This is a genomic window from Enterococcus sp. DIV2467a (assembly GCF_050532945.1).
In the GTDB taxonomy this organism is placed as follows: Bacteria; Bacillota; Bacilli; order Lactobacillales; family Enterococcaceae; genus Enterococcus; species Enterococcus faecalis.
Genome location: NZ_CP172896.1, coordinates 1,637,180 through 1,652,637, shown reverse-complemented (window position 1 = coordinate 1,652,637; position 15,458 = coordinate 1,637,180). Strand labels below are relative to the sequence as shown.

Below are 15,458 nucleotides of genomic sequence, written 5' to 3'. Positions count from 1 at the left end.
TCTAAACAAGGAGCTGTAATAATGGATTCGACTGCTGCTTTAAAAAAGACAAAAAAACAATTACATGAATCAGGCTTTAAATTAACACCACAACGGGAAGCAACCGTACTTGTATTATTGGAAAATGAAAAAGATCATTTATCAGCAGAAGAAATTTACTTCTTGGTAAAACAAAAAAGTCCGGAAATTGGTCTAGCAACAGTCTATCGAACGCTAGAAATTTTAACAGACTTAAAAGTCGTTGATAAAGTGAGCTTTAACGATGGTTTAGCTCGCTATGATTTAAGAAAAGAAGGCGCCAAACACTTTCACCACCATTTGTTATGCTTAGAATGTGGCACAATTGAGGAAGTGGAAGAAGACTTGCTTGGTGAAGTAGAGCAAATTGTTGAAAGTCGGTATCATTTTTTAGTCAAAGATCATCGCTTAACTTTTCATGGTATTTGTCAAAGTTGTCAAAGTAAACATTAAAAAAACTGCCTTGCATTAATTTATGCAAGGCAGTTTTTTATTGGCATTATAAATTAGCGAATTTTTCCAATAAGCGAATCATTTGGCAAGTAAAACCATATTCATTGTCATACCAAGCCACAGTTTTCACCAATTGGAAATCGCCAGCTGTCGTTACTTCTGTTTGCGTTGGGTCAAAAATCGAACCTTCTGTCGTGCCGATTATGTCCCCAGAAACAATTTCACGATCATCATAACCGAAAGAAGGGTTATCAATGGTGTGTTTTTTCATTGCTTCATTTACTTGATCAGCTGTTACTTTTGTTTTTAAAATGCTAACTAATTCTGTTAAGGATCCATCCACAACGGGAACACGTTGGGCATGGCCTTGTAATTTTCCATTAAGTTCTGGAATAACTAAGCCAATTGCTTTAGCAGCACCAGTTGAATGGGGAATAGTATTGTCTGCAGCAGAGCGTGCCGCACGAAGATTTCCGCCACGAACAGGGCCATCTAATAGCATTTGTGTTGATGTGTAGGCATGGACAGTTGTCATGGTACCAACTTCAATACCGAATTCATTATTTAAGAAGTAAGCCATCGGTGCTAGACAGTTTGTCGTACATGAACCAGCAGAAATGATTTTATCGTTGGCATCAAGTGTATCATCATTGACGTTGTAAACGATTGTTTTCATTGCGCCTGCAGGAGCAGAGATAACCACACGTTTCACACCTGCATCTAAATGAGCTTGTGCTTTTTCTTCAGAGGTATAAAAACCTGTACATTCAAGGACAATGTCTACTCCGTTTTCTTTAACCCAAGGGATTTTACTTGCATCTGGTTCTGCGTAGACACGGGTTTCTTCGCCGTCAACCACAATGCCATTTTCAGTGGCTGTCACGGTGCCAGGATAGGTGCCATGCGTAGAGTCAAATTGTAATAAGTGAGCCAACATTGTTGGGCTAGTCAAATCATTGATAGCCACAACTTCAATATCATCAGAAACTTCTTTTATTCGGCGAAAGGCTAAACGACCAATTCTTCCAAAACCGTTAATTCCTACTTTGACTGTCATAACAAAAATTCCTCCTTTAGATGTTTGTGTTTCTTTGGACCCTTGCTGAAAAAGTGATTTTCTTCAACTATCTATAGTATGAACCTCTAAAATTTTTTTGTCAAAAGACTGATAGCGAAGCGACAAAAAGAAAGCGAAAGATTCATGAGAAATTTTGCTTTTTCCAACGATAACTAACTAGAATTGCTAGACAAACGGTTGTTTTCCCGATACAATAATAAAGACTTTCGAATCACGCTTTTTGAGGTGATTAAAGATAGTAGAAGTAGAATAGGAGGACAAATTATATGTCCATGTTTTTAGATCAAGTGACGATTGATGTCAAAGCTGGTAAAGGCGGCGACGGAATGGTTGCTTTCCGTAGAGAAAAATATGTACCAGACGGGGGTCCCGCTGGTGGTGATGGCGGTCGCGGTGGCGACGTTGTTTTAGTTGTTGAAGAAGGATTACGCACATTAATGGATTTCCGGTTTAATCGTCATTTTAAAGCGACACCTGGAGAAAATGGTATGAGTAAAGGAATGCACGGTCGTGGTTCAGAAGATTTACTTGTCAAAGTTCCACCAGGTACAACAGTTCGTGATGCAGAAACTGGAGCTTTAATTGGGGATTTAATTGAGAATGGTCAGACCTTAGTAGTAGCAAAAGGCGGACGCGGTGGTCGCGGGAATATTCGCTTTGCTTCCCCAAGAAACCCTGCACCAGAAATTGCCGAAAACGGCGAACCGGGTCAAGAACGTAAAATCGAATTAGAATTAAAAGTTTTAGCAGATGTTGGCTTAGTTGGGTTTCCTTCTGTAGGAAAATCAACATTACTCTCTGTTATCTCGTCCGCTCGTCCGAAAATTGGTGCCTATCATTTTACGACGTTAGTTCCAAACTTAGGGATGGTGACTACTAGTGATGGTCGAAGCTTTGCTGCAGCAGATTTGCCAGGCTTAATTGAAGGAGCTTCTCAAGGTGTCGGCTTAGGAACACAATTCTTACGCCACATTGAACGGACGCGTGTTATTTTACATGTCATTGATATGAGTGGCATGGAAGGACGCGATCCCTACGAAGATTATTTGGCAATCAATAAAGAATTGGCTTCACACAATTTACGTTTGATGGAGCGACCTCAAATTATTGTTGCCAATAAAATGGACATGCCTGAAGCAGAAGAGAATTTAGCGAAATTTAAAGAGCAACTTGCGAAGGAACGCACCGATGAGTATGCCGATGAGCTACCTATTTTCCCAATTTCTGGGGTTACTCGTAAAGGTATTGAACCTTTATTAAATGCAACAGCTGACTTGTTGGAAGTAACGCCTGAATTCCCATTATATGAAGATGAAGTGGTAGAGGAAGAAACCGTTCGTTATGGCTTCCAACCAGAAGGTCCAGAATTTACGATTGATCGTGAACCAGATGCTTCATGGGTTTTATCTGGTGAAAAATTAGAAAAATTATTTGAAATGACGAATTTCGATCATGATGAAACAGTAATGCGTTTTGCACGTCAATTACGTGGTATGGGTGTCGATGAGGCATTACGAGCACGTGGCGCGAAAGACGGCGACATTGTTCGGATTGGTAATTTTGAATTTGAATTTGTCGAATAAGCATAAAACCAGTTCACTCAGTGAACTGGTTTTTTATTTTAAAATTAGTATTAAATTAGCGAATAGATTGAAATAATATTTTTAATAGCTTATAATTTTAAATGTAACAAAATAACAAACGAAAGGAGCGAAATTGAAATGGAAAACAATCAAGCAATGGTTCCTAAGTTTTCAGTTAAAAGTGCCGGTTTTCTTTTTAGTATGGGGCTCTTATGTGGTGTCCTGTTGCCGAGTGTTTTATTATGGACTTTCAATCTGCCGTTTAATATTGGTGCCATGATTTTTTTGCCTGTTGGGATTGCTTTTGCGTTAGCGTATAGTCATTATTTTATTGAAACGAAAACAGGTTTTTGTAAGCGTTTTATTTGGTTGTTTTTAATTTCTCTTATTTTATTAGAGCTTATCTCTTATTTATGGCTGATTAAAGGAGTTATTTTTTAAGAGAAAAACAGAGGAGAGTGTTATTTATGTTAGATAAACTGACTGTTTGGATTGAAAATCATCTAGCTGGACCAATGGCTAAAATTGCCAATCAGCGCCATTTACGTGCGGTGCGGGATGGGATTATTGCGACATTACCTTTAATTATTGTCGGTTCTTTTTTTCTAATTATTGCGTTTCCGCCGTTACCAGAATCTTGGGGCATTACTCAATTTTTAACAAGTAATGCTGCTACAATTTTATTGCCTTACCGAATGACAATGTACATTATGGCGTTATATGCGACTTTTGGCATTGGCGCTAGTTTAGCGAAATCATATAATCTTGATCAAGTCTCTGGAGGGATTTTGGCTACGATTGCTTTTTTATTAACATTAGTACCTGTGGCGATTCCTGAAGAAGCCAGTAAAGCAGCTGGCGTTTCTGGGTTTGTTTTACCAATGGCTAATTTGGGTGGTGCAGGGATGTTTGTCGGGATTGTGACGTCAATTATTGCTGTCGAAATCTATCGAGTAACAGATAAGTCTAAGTTCAAAATTACAATGCCTGATAACGTTCCACCTGCTGTTGCTCGTTCATTTGAATCGTTGACTCCGACGTTAATTGTCATGTTATTGATTGGTTCAATCACTTATTATTTAGGCTTTGATTGGCACACATTTGTAGGGAACTTAGTAGGACCACTAGTTCAAGCAGCGGACTCTTTATTGAGTGTCTTGCTGTTGGTCTTTTTAACCACATTTTTCTGGTTCTTTGGGATTCACGGCGCTTCAATCGTAGGATCGTTGGCGCGTCCTCTATGGCTACAACTATTAGAGGAAAACACGACTGCTAAAGCAGCTGGCGAAGCATTACCTCGGATTGCGGCAGAACCTTTTTACCAATGGTTTATTTGGATTGGTGGTGCTGGAGCCACAATTGGTTTAGCTATATTATTAGCCTTTCGGGCAAAATCAGAATATGGTTCAAAACTAGGAAAAGCTATTTTAGCACCGTCTATTTTTAATATTAATGAACCAGTTATTTTCGGTGTACCGATTGTCTTAAATCCGATTTTAATGATTCCTTTTATCTTTGCACCAATGGTTTTAGCAACGATTGCTTGGTTTGCCACAAAATTAGGTTTAGTAAGTGAAGTTGTCTTTACCGCTCCTTGGACCTTACCAGGACCAATTGGCGCCTTTATGGCGACAGGCGGCGATTGGCGTGCTGCTGTTTTGAATATTGTTTTAATTCTAGTGGCCATTTTGATTTACTATCCGTTCTTTGTAGCTTATGATAAAAATGAGCTTGCCAAAGAACAAGGCAAACAAATAGAAGAATAAAGAGTGCAGCCGTTTAGTGTCCAGAACAAAAGGTGATGACCTTTTGTTCTGGACCTATTTGTTTATAAGCGTTAAAAATTCTCAATTTTTTTGAAATGTATAGAAAATTTTGAGAAAAGAAACGCATAAAAAAGTGTAAAATATTATATATATAATGAAAATGGTTTTCTTTTGTGTGAACATAATAAAGTTATTGTTAACTAAAAGAGAAAAGGGGTATGAAAATGGTTAGAACGAAGGTATATACAAAGGAAAAAATCTTAAACGTAGCTGAAAAAATTTTAGTAGATAAAGGTTTTTCTAATTTAACTGCTAGAAATATTGCAGATACTATGGGGATTTCTACGCAGCCAATTTATTTAGAATTTGTCAACATGGACGATTTAAAACGAACCTTAATTAAATCGTTATTTCATCGTATGCAATTATTTTATAAAGCAGATGTCGGTGCCTCAGACCCAGTGATTGCATTGGGTCTGAACTTTATATTATTTGCCCAAAAACATCAAAAAATCTATACGGCGTTATTTATGAAAGCACATGGTTATGAAGAAGAATTGCAGCAAATGCTTCAAACTTTTTTTGAAGAGCGTTTATTATTGGATAAAAAATATGTACAAATGGACAAAGGAAAATTTGTCGAATTATTTCCTAAAATGGTGGTAATCTATTTAGGTTTAGCCACAGCGGTTACAATGAAAACAATTGACTTAACTAAGAATCAAGAAATTCAATTATTAAGTCAATTATTGATAGAAGAGTAGTGTTTTGTTATTTATTCAAAATAACAAAAATACGACATAAGTCTGAGGAAAAACTGGTCGTTGCGCCCGAGGAAGGATTGTTTAAAACTTGCTATACTTTGGAAGAAGTAACAGAGAATAATTACTCGGGAGGATTTATGTGATGAAATTTATTAAATTTTTAGTGGTGACAGCAATTGTTATTGGTGGTGGTTTATTTGGGGCCAAGTTTTACGCAGAGAAGAACTCTGGCGAATTAGCTGGTGTGTTAGATCAATTAAATCCATTGGTTAAAGAAGGAAATGTGTATGTTAAAACAAAGAAAGCCGATAGCGTTAATGGCTATGGAATTGCTAGTTATACGCAAGTAGCCGCAGATGAGGAAGGCAAAACACGAGAAATAACTTTTACAGCGGACCATGAATTAAAAACAGATCATTATCTAAAAGTCTCAAATAAAGGGGCCCACATCAATACGTATGAAGAGGTCAATCAAGACCAAGTACCAGAAAAGGCATTACAAGCAATTCAAAAATAACAAAAAGTCAGAACGTATCTTCAGCGTACGTTCTGACTTTTTGTTATTTTTTTGCTTCTTGAAGAATATTGATTTTTTCAATTTTAACATCAGTTTTTGGTTTATCGTTGGCACCAACTTCGACTTTGGCAATTTTATCGACAATATCCATTCCTTTGGTTACTTGACCGAAAACAGTATGTTTTTTATCAAGAGAAGGATAGCCGCCTTTTTTGTAAGCATCAATGATTGCTTTTGGATAATCATCATATAAAAGACCATCAGATTGATCATCTGTATTTTGGACAATAAAGAACTGACTGCCGTTAGTATTAGGTCCTGCATTCGCCATTGATAATGCGCCACGAATGTTATATAACTGGTTTGAAAATTCATCTTCAAATGGTTTATTCCAGATGCTGTTTCCGCCAGTTCCATCACCGCTAGGATCGCCACCTTGGATCATAAAGTTATTGATGACGCGGTGGAAAGTCAAGCCATCATAATAGCCATCTTTGGCATGTTTCATAAAGTTCTCGACAGTTTTTGGAGCCTGTTTAGGAAATAGTTTGATTTCAATATTTCCCATTGAAGTAACCATTTGGACTAAGTCTTGATCTTCGGCAACTTTGTCATCTAGTTGTGGTAAATCTAGTGAATTTAAGTCGACCGAATCCTTTGTTTTGCTTTCACTGGATTTAGCGACAGAATCACTCGTTGCGGTCGTGCCTTTATTATTGGTTGTGTTACAGCCTGCTAAAAGCAAGGCGAATGCTGCAACTGAAGCAACAGCAAGCATTTTCTTATGTTTCATCTGTTTTCCTCTTCCTTTCACACTGACAATTAGGTTCTTTTTTATCATAACAAAAGAGAAGATAACAAACCAGTGGAATTTTTATAAGATTTCCTATAGGAAAGGTGTAGACCACTTTTGTTTTTTTTGTTACAATGTAAGCAGATACATTATTATGTTTTACAATTTAGGAGGCAATCACATGGGAAAATTAGGTATTTCAATTTATCCAGAACGTTCAACATTTGAAAAGGACAAAGCATATTTGGATTTGGCTCATAAATACGGCTTTAAGCGTGTCTTTACTAGTTTATTGCAAATCAATGATGATCGGGAAAAGGTATTAGCAGAGTTTAAAAAAGTCGTAGATTACGCCAACCAATTAGGTATGGAAGTGATGGTCGATATTAATCCTGCATTGTTCGAACAATTAGGCATCTCTTATGATGATTTATCATTTTTCCATGATATGGGCGCTTACGGTATTCGTTTAGATCTTGGTTTTACTGGGCAAGAAGAGGCGAATATGACAAGAAACCCTTATGGTATTAAAATTGAAATTAATATGAGTTCAGGGACAAGTTATGTAGATAATATTATGGCCTACTCACCAAACACAGAAAATTTACTAGGCTCACATAATTTCTATCCACATCGCTATACCGGCTTAGGCTATGAGCATTTTGTTTATTGTTCAGAAAAATTTAGAAAATATAATTTAAATACGATGGCGTTTGTGAACTCACACGATGCTACATTTGGGCCATGGCCGACACAAGATGGGTTATGTTCTTTGGAAGACCACCGCGATTTAGAAATTGCAACGCAAGTTAAGCATTTAGTTTTAACAGGATTAATCGATGATATTTCTGTCGGAAATGCTTATGCCTCAGAAGCAGAATTAGCAGCAATGGCAGAAGCCTTTCATGCACCGTATCCTTCGATCAAAGTGGATACAGAACCAGAAATCACAGAAGATGAAAGAATTGCATTGTTCGATAACTTACACAGTTATCGTGGAGATCGTTCTGATTACGTTTTGCGTTCAACAATGACACGTGTTTACTATAAAGATCGTCCTTTCCCAGCTCATACAACGAGAGATATTGTTCGAGGCGATGTCTTGATTGACAACGTTGGCTATGGACAATACAAAGGGGAAACACAAATTGCTTTAAAAGAAATGAAAAATGATGGCCGTGTAAATGTGGTTGGTCGTATTTCTGATGACGAACGTTTCTTATTAGAATTTTTGAAACCATGGTCAAGTTTTAAACTTATTGAAAATAAATAATTTTTAGTTTCCTATAAATAGATAAGTGGAGCATAGCGTAAAAGGTAACATTTTTGTGCTATGCTTTTTTTGTCGCAACAAAATTGTCTCATTGTAGTGGTAAAGAAAGATGGCTGAATCTTTGAATGGTAGTTGTCAAAAAAAGGGCGACAACTTATAATGAATCATACAGTTTAAATAAAAGGAGTACGTAGATGAATCGATGGTTAAAAATTTTGATTGCGCTTATTGTAGTAATTGCAATTGGTTTAATTGCGGCAGGCTTATATTTTTATAATTATGCAGTAGTTCCAGGAAAGAAAGACTTTATAAATGAGAATACCCCAGGGTCAAAAGTGGTCCAGACACCTGAAGGCGCGTGGTTTAAAGATGACAAAAATCGACAAGAATGGTCAATTACTTCGGAAGACGGGCTACGTCTAAAGGCCATTTATTTACCAGCCGACAAAAAAAGTAATCGTACCGTTATTATGGCGCATGGTTATATGGGTTCGGCAGAAACGATGTCTGTCTTTGCGAAAATGTATCATGATTGGGGATACAATGTGTTAGCGCCAGATGCGCGTGGTCACGGGAAAAGTCAAGGAGATTATATTGGGTTCGGCTGGCCCGATCGTAAAGATTATGTCCAATGGATTGAGAAAGTTTTAACCGAAAATGGTCAGCAAGAACAAATCACTTTATACGGTGTCAGTATGGGTGCTGCTACAGTCATGATGACGAGCGGGGAAAAATTACCAGATAACGTGAAAGCCATTGTGGAAGATTGTGGCTATTCTACAGTCAATCAGGAGTTGCAATATCAATTGAAAGAGCTTTTCAATTTACCAAGTTTCCCATTAGTTAATGTTACTAGCGGGATTACGAAACTTAGAGCTGGCTATTTCTTTGGGGAAGCAAGTGCTGTTAAGCAATTGCAAAAGAATCATTTACCAGTGCTCTTTATTCATGGTGAAAATGATACGTTTGTGCCGTTTAGTATGTTAGACGAAGTTTATAATGCAACCCAAGGACCTAAAGAGAAATATGTCGTGCCTGGAGCAGAGCATGCGAAAGCTTATAATAAAAACCCAGAAAAATATAAGGAAACAGTAGCTGCTTTTCTAGATAAATATATAAAATAACAAATTTATTCTTTACTAATAGTAGCAACAACAAAAGACTTGTTCTTAAGTTAACGACTTAGTGAACAAGTCTTTTGTTGTCAGTTGATTTTTTTTAATAAGTTGGAATTTACCCATGCAATCTAGGGCATAATCTGATAGGATAGTACTAGAAATGAGGGAAGGATAATGGAAGAACAATTAGTCGATTATTTACACTATTTACAAATAGAGCGGGGCTTATCAAATAACACACGACGGAGTTACGAACGAGATTTAAAAAAATACGTAGCCTTTTTACAAGAACAAGGCCTGCATTCTTGGGACGAAGTTGACCGTTACATGATTACAGAATTTTTGCAATCCCTTCACGAAGAACAGCAAGCTTCAGCAAGTGTGATTCGGATGATTTCTAGTTTGAGAGGATTTCATCAATTTTTACGTCAAGAACGCTTAAGCGAACATAATCCGATGCAACATATTGACTCCCCCAAGAAAGTTCAAAAATTGCCAAGTACATTATCTGTTGACGAAGTGACTCGATTAATTGAAACGCCTGATACAAGTAAACCACTAGGTATGCGGAATCGTGCTATTTTAGAAGTGATGTATGCAACGGGCCTGCGAGTTAGTGAGCTAATTGAAATAAAATTAGGGGATCTGCATTTATCCATTGGTTTATTGCAAACAATCGGAAAAGGGGACAAAGAACGAATTATTCCTTTAGGCGATTATGCGATTCAATGGATTGAGCGCTATATGAACGAAGCCAGACCTCAATTGATTAAAAATCATCCGAATGAAACACACCTGTTCGTTAATCATCATGGCGAACCGTTATCTAGACAGGGCATTTGGAAAAATTTAAAACAGATTGTCCGAGAAGCCCAGATAGAGAAAAATATTACGCCGCATACATTACGGCATAGTTTTGCGACACATTTGTTGGAAAATGGCGCAGACCTTAGAATCGTTCAAGAATTATTAGGACATGCAGATATCTCCACGACACAAATTTATACACATATTACCAAACAACGAATGGCAGATGTTTATAAGGAACATTTTCCTCGGGCTTAATTTGCGAGAATGCCCACAAACGAATAAATTTATGGTAAACTAGGAAGTCGAGAAAAGAAAGTAGGTGTCGTTTTTGCAAGAAATTAATTTAAAACTAGATGTCTTTGAAGGACCACTGGATCTTCTACTACATTTAATTCAAAAATTAGAAATCGATATCTATGACATTCCCATTACAGCAGTAACTGAACAATACATGTCTTATATTCATGCGATGCAAACCTTAGAGTTAGAAGTCGCTGGAGAATATCTAGTCATGGCTGCCACCTTAATGGCTATTAAAAGTCAGATGTTGCTTCCAAAACAAGAGCTTGAAATCATTGATGATGAAGATTTTTTTGAAGAGGAAGACCCACGGGAAGCTTTAGTAGCTCAGTTATTGGAGTATCGGAAATTTAAATATGCAGCGACTGTTTTACATGAAAAAGAAGAAGAACGTAAACTCTATTATACAAAAGAACCAATGGATATGGATGATTATAAAGAGGAAGATACAACACTACCGCCTAATCAAATTAATACAATTGATTTATTTCTAGCCTTTCATGCCATGTTAGAAAAGAAAAAAAATCGCCAGCCTGTTGAAACAACTGTTGCTAGTGACGATGTTTCCATCGAAGAAAAAATCACCGCTATTTCAGAACGTATGCGTCAAGTACAGAAAGGGAAGGCAGTGTCGTTTGATTCTTTCTTCGATTCTTATTCCAAACAAGAAATTGTGACAACGTTCATGGCTCTTTTAGAATTAATGAAAACAGGCGTGATTTATGCTGAACAAGAAAATAATTATAGTGAAATTTTGTTATTTAATACAGAAACCCAGCAGGAAGATACAACAGAGGTGGAGGAAACACAGTGACATTAGTTAGTCAAATTGAAGCAATTTTATTTGTGGTTGGCGAAGAAGGAATTGGCTTGGAAGAGCTTGCGTACTTATTAGAGAAGTCAACAGCAAAAACCTATGAAGAATTAACGAAATTGAAAGAACATTATGTTTCTGACAATAAATCGGCGTTGAATATTTTAGAAGTCGGCAATCATTTTGTCTTAACAACGAAGAAAAAATATGCCTCATTACTAAAAAAATATGCGCAATCGCCTATGTCGAACGCCTTATCACAAGCGGCGCTAGAAACATTATCCATTATTGCTTATAAGCAACCAATTTCGCGTATTGAAATTGATGAAATTCGTGGCGTACAGACTTCTGGCTCTATCCAAAAGTTAGTTGCCCGTCAGTTGATAGAAGAAAAAGGCCGCGTCGATGGTCCTGGTAGAGCGATTTTGTATGGCACAACGAAGTATTTTATGGATTACTTTGGGTTGAAAAGTTTAGATGAATTACCAGATATCCAACAAATGGAAGATGAATTAGAAGAAGAACTACCAATGGATCTATTTTTTGATCGTTATCAAGAAACGAACCCAATGTCTGAAACAACAGAAGGCGAGGAAGCTTAAACAATGGAAAGATTACAAAAAGCAATTGCTCATGCTGGGGTGACTTCGCGTCGCAAAGCAGAGGAATTAATTGTCAAAGGTCGCGTAAAAGTCAACGGCCAAGTGGTCAAAGAATTAGGAACACAAGTAAGTAAACAAGATACCGTTGAAGTTGATGGTGTACCAATTTATCAAGAAGAATATGGTTATTATTTATTCTATAAACCAAGAGGGGTTATTTCTGCGGTGTCTGACGATAAAGGCCGTAAAGTAGTAACGGATTATTTTACAGATGTTACTGAGCGAATTTATCCAGTCGGTCGTCTGGATTATGATACTTCTGGGTTGTTACTTTTAACGAATGATGGAAGTTTTTCACAAAAATTAACCCATCCTAAACATGAAGTAGATAAAGTCTACGTAGCAAAAATTAAAGGTGTACCAACTAAACGGGATCTATTGCCATTAGCCAAAGGCATTCGCATTGATGGCAAACGCACAGCACCAGCCAATTTTCAAATTCTTTCAGCGGATATTAAAACAGGTAGCAGTGTCGTGGAATTAACGATTCATGAAGGACGTAATCATCAAGTGAAGAAAATGTTTCAAGCTGTTGGTTTCCCTGTTCAAAAATTAAAACGTGAACGTTACGGTGAGTTGACCTTACAAGGTTTGCGACCAGGACAATATCGTGATTTAACTAAAAAAGAAATCAGTCAATTATTAAATCAAGCTAAATAAGATAAAATGACTCGATCTCTTCGCGCTTATGGCGAAGGGATTGTTTTTTTTTGAGAAATGAAACAATCAATGAAATTTAATAAAAAAGCTTAGTTAGTTGCATTCATTGTTCAAATGGGTTACACTAAGTAAGTAAAAAAATATAATACAAGGTTCGTCTTCAGGGGCAGGGTGTAATTCCCGACCGGTGGTTATAGTCCACGACTCGTTTTTAACGATTGAATTGGTGTAATTCCAATACCGACAGTATAGTCTGGATAAAGAAGATAGGGCTTATTTGAGACGCTTTTTCATCAGATAATCCTACTCTATTTTTCCCTGCAGAAAAATAGGGTTTTTTTGTATGACAAAGAAGCGAATCAAAAAGTTCGTTGAAGATGGGTCCTTAATTGGAGGATTTCAGATGAACAACAAGGTACAAAAAATGGTCAGCATTGCAATGTTGGCCGCAATCGGTACAGTATTACAATTTGTGGCATTTCCGATTATGCCGGCGTTTAGTTTTTTGAAAATCGATTTTAGTGATATTCCGATTCTACTCGGAATGTTCTTGTACGGACCGTTAGCAGGAGTAATTACTGCTTTTGTTCGTTCGTTGCTACACCTGTTCTTAACCGGACTAGCACCGCAAAATATGGTGGGAGATTTCGCTAGCTTTTTAGCAAGTAGTATCTTCACCTTGCCAATTTTTTATTTCTTTGGTAAAAAGAAAAATATCCGTACAAATCGGATAGTGGGCTTAGTAAGTGGGATCTTAGCCTTAACAATTTTCATGAGTATTGCGAATTATTTTGTCATTACACCCATTTACTTACAATTATATGGTGTGACCACACAACAATTTTTAGGAACATCTTTAGCAAGCTATGTGGCGATTGGTATTGTGCCATTCAACCTTATTAAAGGCCTCTTAGTCAGTGGTGTTTTTCTAGTACTACATGCGAAGTTATTGCCATGGCTATCAAAAAAACAACATACTATTCAGAAAAAAACACCGTTAACAAAATAAATGATAAAAAACCTGCTGTTGAACAATGTTTGACAGTGGGTTTTTAAAATTTACGCCTAAAAGAAAAGAGGTTGTCATAATCTGTCATCATTCTGTTAAAAAATACTAAACCATCTGCATTGTAATTTTAACTTTCCCTTGGTATGATAGAAATCATCAAAGAAAGAGGAGTTTTCCTGAGTGAAAAAGTGTAAAAATTGTCGTCACGTGAATCGTGATACGGAGTCCTTTTGTGAAGAATGCGGCGCTCCGCTAATGAATGAATCAATGCATCAAGAGGAAAACCAAGCACAACCATCAATGAATAAAGGGAACGAATCTACTCCTCTCAGATCAAAAAGAAGCTGGATCTGGGTGTTTCTTTTTGTGTTCATCGTTCTTGGAGCGGGTAGCTATTTTCTCGGGACGCATTATTTTTCTAAGGAACAACAAATTTCTCATTTTATTGAAGCGATTGAGAATGGTGATGCCCAAGAATTAAGTAAAAAAATGAGGACGAACGAGTCTGAATTTCAAGTGAATCCGCAAAGCATTAAGCCTTTAATCACTTATTATCAAAAAAATCCAACTGAGCTAAAAAAATTAGAAAAAGCGCTATTAAAGGATAAAAAGCTACATGGTTTAACTATTCGTGAAACAAGTCAAACAGCATTTTTCTTTCACCGTTATCAATTCATTTTAACGCCTGTTTCTGTTCAGTTAACGACGAATCAGCGCGGTGTGACGCTGGCAATGAACGGGCGGGAAGTGGGCACTTCCGACTCAACCACTTATCAAAAGGAATTGGGACCCTTAGCGCCAGGACAATATACCTTTACAGCCACAGTGAAAGATAGCACCGGTGAACCTGTTATCACAGAAGAGTATCGTTTATTAGAAGAGGAAAATTATATTTCTAGTATTCCTTTAGATTTTAAACGAATGAATTTTGTTGTGGAGAGCAATCTGCCAGACGCAGATATTTATATTAATGATCGGAAAGTTGGTACGCTAACGAATGGAAGCAAAACGATTGGCCCTTTGTTCTGGTCCAAAGGGATGACGATTCAACTTAAAAAGACGATTAATGGAGAAGAAATTCAAACATCAAAAGAAACGATTGGTGAAAATGATTTTGTCGAAGCGCTCTCCGATAATCCAACGCTACAATTGAATTTTCCGTTAGCTAGCGACTATGATGCCCGCAAAGCGCTAGAAACCTTTTATCAAGCATTTGCCAAACAAGTGAAAAGTCATACGGATAGTACAGAATTTGCTAAAAAATATCTCGTTGGTGGGGAAAATAATCCTCAATTTCCTTCTTTTATTGAAGCAATTGAACGATTACGTGAAAAGAAATCGACCGATGTTTCACCAGATTTTGAAGTGACCATTAATACGCTACAATTGGATGGTAAAGAAAATTACCATGTCAATTATTATTTAGAAGCTAAAAATTCTAAAGCAAAAGAAAATGGTCTTCGTTATGAATGGATCAATGGCCTAAATGATCAAATTCATTTAGTCAAAGAACCGCTAAAAGAAGGACAATTACAGTTTGTTTCGATAGATGAGCAAACACTTGCTTGGCTCGAAAAAATACTCTAAGCAAAAATGAGTGCTAAATTATTTAGCACTCATTTTTGCTTATTTCTATTGCACGCGTGGGACATTTGCGGTACGCTTTTAACACATTCTCGCGTTCGTTTTCTGGAATAAATTGTTGTCGAGCATGCGGCTCGTCTTTAAAAAGGACAATCCCATGATCATCATAATCAAATATATTGGGCGCATAAACTTGACAAAGTCCACAAGCAATACATTTTTCAGGAACTAAACGTGATTGCATAAACAGTGACAC

Annotated in this window: 17 protein-coding genes and 1 riboswitch; of the genes, 14 read left to right on the top strand and 3 right to left on the bottom strand. The window is 37.0% G+C overall.

All coding sequences use genetic code 11. From position 1 onward, the window contains the following. The first annotated feature begins 21 nt into the window (after positions 1 to 21). The gene (locus IGL80_RS07775; protein ID WP_002357640.1) at positions 22 to 471 is read left to right on the top strand and encodes a Fur family transcriptional regulator; all 450 of its coding nucleotides are present in this window, start codon (positions 22 to 24) and stop codon (positions 469 to 471) included. Positions 472 to 517: 46 nt separating this feature from the next. On the opposite strand, the gene gap is transcribed toward IGL80_RS07775, so the two are convergent. After that, complete coding sequence (gap, locus tag IGL80_RS07770; RefSeq protein WP_002357638.1) at positions 518 to 1,528, bottom strand: type I glyceraldehyde-3-phosphate dehydrogenase; 1,011 nt, start codon at positions 1,526 to 1,528, stop codon at positions 518 to 520. 287 nt (positions 1,529 to 1,815) lie between these two features. Between gap and obgE the strand changes: the two genes are divergently transcribed. The 5 genes from obgE to IGL80_RS07745 all read left to right on the top strand — a co-directional run bounded on the left by obgE (position 1,816) and on the right by IGL80_RS07745 (position 6,179). Next, entirely contained in the window at positions 1,816 to 3,132 is a 1,317-nt protein-coding gene (gene obgE, locus IGL80_RS07765; protein WP_002384537.1) for a GTPase ObgE, read from the top strand. Between the two features lie 138 nt (positions 3,133 to 3,270). Further along, positions 3,271 to 3,573 (top strand): hypothetical protein, encoded by a 303-nt coding sequence (locus IGL80_RS07760; protein ID WP_002357636.1) that lies wholly within the window; start codon positions 3,271 to 3,273, stop codon positions 3,571 to 3,573. A 26-nt stretch (positions 3,574 to 3,599) separates the two neighbouring features. Beyond that, on the top strand, positions 3,600 to 4,898 hold the full coding sequence (locus IGL80_RS07755) for a PTS sugar transporter subunit IIC (RefSeq protein ID WP_002363934.1): 1,299 nt from the start codon (positions 3,600 to 3,602) through the stop codon (positions 4,896 to 4,898). 218 nt (positions 4,899 to 5,116) lie between these two features. Next, the gene (locus tag IGL80_RS07750; protein ID WP_002360361.1) at positions 5,117 to 5,662 is read left to right on the top strand and encodes a TetR/AcrR family transcriptional regulator; all 546 of its coding nucleotides are present in this window, start codon (positions 5,117 to 5,119) and stop codon (positions 5,660 to 5,662) included. A gap of 142 nt (positions 5,663 to 5,804) precedes the next feature. Continuing rightward, on the top strand, positions 5,805 to 6,179 hold the full coding sequence (locus IGL80_RS07745) for a YxeA family protein (RefSeq protein ID WP_002357632.1): 375 nt from the start codon (positions 5,805 to 5,807) through the stop codon (positions 6,177 to 6,179). 43 nt (positions 6,180 to 6,222) lie between these two features. On the opposite strand, the gene IGL80_RS07740 is transcribed toward IGL80_RS07745, so the two are convergent. After that, positions 6,223 to 6,972: a peptidylprolyl isomerase gene (locus tag IGL80_RS07740; protein WP_010708185.1), complete on the bottom strand. Its 750-nt coding sequence runs from the start codon at positions 6,970 to 6,972 to the stop codon at positions 6,223 to 6,225. Positions 6,973 to 7,153: 181 nt separating this feature from the next. On the opposite strand from IGL80_RS07740, the gene IGL80_RS07735 reads away from it, so the two are divergent. The 8 genes from IGL80_RS07735 to IGL80_RS07700 all read left to right on the top strand — a co-directional run bounded on the left by IGL80_RS07735 (position 7,154) and on the right by IGL80_RS07700 (position 15,205). After that, positions 7,154 to 8,245, top strand: a complete 1,092-nt coding sequence (locus tag IGL80_RS07735) for a DUF871 domain-containing protein (RefSeq protein WP_002360357.1) — start codon at positions 7,154 to 7,156, stop codon at positions 8,243 to 8,245. Between the two features lie 194 nt (positions 8,246 to 8,439). Next, positions 8,440 to 9,369: an alpha/beta hydrolase gene (locus tag IGL80_RS07730; protein ID WP_002360356.1), complete on the top strand. Its 930-nt coding sequence runs from the start codon at positions 8,440 to 8,442 to the stop codon at positions 9,367 to 9,369. Positions 9,370 to 9,537: 168 nt separating this feature from the next. Continuing rightward, positions 9,538 to 10,428: a site-specific tyrosine recombinase XerD gene (xerD, locus tag IGL80_RS07725; RefSeq protein WP_002360354.1), complete on the top strand. Its 891-nt coding sequence runs from the start codon at positions 9,538 to 9,540 to the stop codon at positions 10,426 to 10,428. A gap of 64 nt (positions 10,429 to 10,492) precedes the next feature. Then, positions 10,493 to 11,287, top strand: coding sequence for a segregation/condensation protein A (locus IGL80_RS07720; protein WP_002390627.1), 795 nt, complete (start codon positions 10,493 to 10,495; stop codon positions 11,285 to 11,287). Next, the gene (scpB, locus tag IGL80_RS07715) at positions 11,284 to 11,889 is read left to right on the top strand and encodes an SMC-Scp complex subunit ScpB (RefSeq protein WP_002360351.1); all 606 of its coding nucleotides are present in this window, start codon (positions 11,284 to 11,286) and stop codon (positions 11,887 to 11,889) included. Before IGL80_RS07720 ends, scpB begins: the two co-directional genes overlap by 4 nt. 3 nt (positions 11,890 to 11,892) lie before the next feature. Further along, on the top strand, positions 11,893 to 12,609 hold the full coding sequence (locus IGL80_RS07710; protein ID WP_002357624.1) for a pseudouridine synthase: 717 nt from the start codon (positions 11,893 to 11,895) through the stop codon (positions 12,607 to 12,609). Between the two features lie 152 nt (positions 12,610 to 12,761). Beyond that, positions 12,762 to 12,881, top strand: a riboswitch (FMN riboswitch). Positions 12,882 to 12,952: 71 nt separating this feature from the next. Next, on the top strand, positions 12,953 to 13,618 hold the full coding sequence (locus IGL80_RS07705) for an ECF transporter S component (RefSeq protein ID WP_002382314.1): 666 nt from the start codon (positions 12,953 to 12,955) through the stop codon (positions 13,616 to 13,618). Between the two features lie 255 nt (positions 13,619 to 13,873). After that, complete coding sequence (locus tag IGL80_RS07700; protein ID WP_002404320.1) at positions 13,874 to 15,205, top strand: zinc ribbon domain-containing protein; 1,332 nt, start codon at positions 13,874 to 13,876, stop codon at positions 15,203 to 15,205. A gap of 22 nt (positions 15,206 to 15,227) precedes the next feature. On the opposite strand, the gene IGL80_RS07695 is transcribed toward IGL80_RS07700, so the two are convergent. After that, complete coding sequence (locus IGL80_RS07695) at positions 15,228 to 15,446, bottom strand: ferredoxin (protein WP_002357617.1); 219 nt, start codon at positions 15,444 to 15,446, stop codon at positions 15,228 to 15,230. Positions 15,447 to 15,458: the final 12 nt, after the last annotated feature.

Excerpts from the sequence above, each read along its gene's own strand:
- IGL80_RS07775 (WP_002357640.1), top strand. The coding sequence starts at position 22 with ATGGATTCGACTGCTGCTTTAAAAAAGACAAAAAAACAATTACATGAA.
- gap (WP_002357638.1), bottom strand. The coding sequence starts at position 1,528 with ATGACAGTCAAAGTAGGAATTAACGGTTTTGGAAGAATTGGTCGTTTA.
- obgE (WP_002384537.1), top strand. The coding sequence starts at position 1,816 with ATGTCCATGTTTTTAGATCAAGTGACGATTGATGTCAAAGCTGGTAAA.
- IGL80_RS07760 (WP_002357636.1), top strand. The coding sequence starts at position 3,271 with ATGGAAAACAATCAAGCAATGGTTCCTAAGTTTTCAGTTAAAAGTGCC.
- IGL80_RS07755 (WP_002363934.1), top strand. The coding sequence starts at position 3,600 with ATGTTAGATAAACTGACTGTTTGGATTGAAAATCATCTAGCTGGACCA.
- IGL80_RS07750 (WP_002360361.1), top strand. The coding sequence starts at position 5,117 with ATGAAAATGGTTAGAACGAAGGTATATACAAAGGAAAAAATCTTAAAC.
- IGL80_RS07745 (WP_002357632.1), top strand. The coding sequence starts at position 5,805 with ATGAAATTTATTAAATTTTTAGTGGTGACAGCAATTGTTATTGGTGGT.
- IGL80_RS07740 (WP_010708185.1), bottom strand. The coding sequence starts at position 6,972 with ATGAAACATAAGAAAATGCTTGCTGTTGCTTCAGTTGCAGCATTCGCC.
- IGL80_RS07735 (WP_002360357.1), top strand. The coding sequence starts at position 7,154 with ATGGGAAAATTAGGTATTTCAATTTATCCAGAACGTTCAACATTTGAA.
- IGL80_RS07730 (WP_002360356.1), top strand. The coding sequence starts at position 8,440 with ATGAATCGATGGTTAAAAATTTTGATTGCGCTTATTGTAGTAATTGCA.
- xerD (WP_002360354.1), top strand. The coding sequence starts at position 9,538 with ATGGAAGAACAATTAGTCGATTATTTACACTATTTACAAATAGAGCGG.
- IGL80_RS07710 (WP_002357624.1), top strand. The coding sequence starts at position 11,893 with ATGGAAAGATTACAAAAAGCAATTGCTCATGCTGGGGTGACTTCGCGT.
- IGL80_RS07705 (WP_002382314.1), top strand. The coding sequence starts at position 12,953 with ATGACAAAGAAGCGAATCAAAAAGTTCGTTGAAGATGGGTCCTTAATT.
- IGL80_RS07700 (WP_002404320.1), top strand. The coding sequence starts at position 13,874 with ATGAATGAATCAATGCATCAAGAGGAAAACCAAGCACAACCATCAATG.
- IGL80_RS07695 (WP_002357617.1), bottom strand. The coding sequence starts at position 15,446 with ATGCAATCACGTTTAGTTCCTGAAAAATGTATTGCTTGTGGACTTTGT.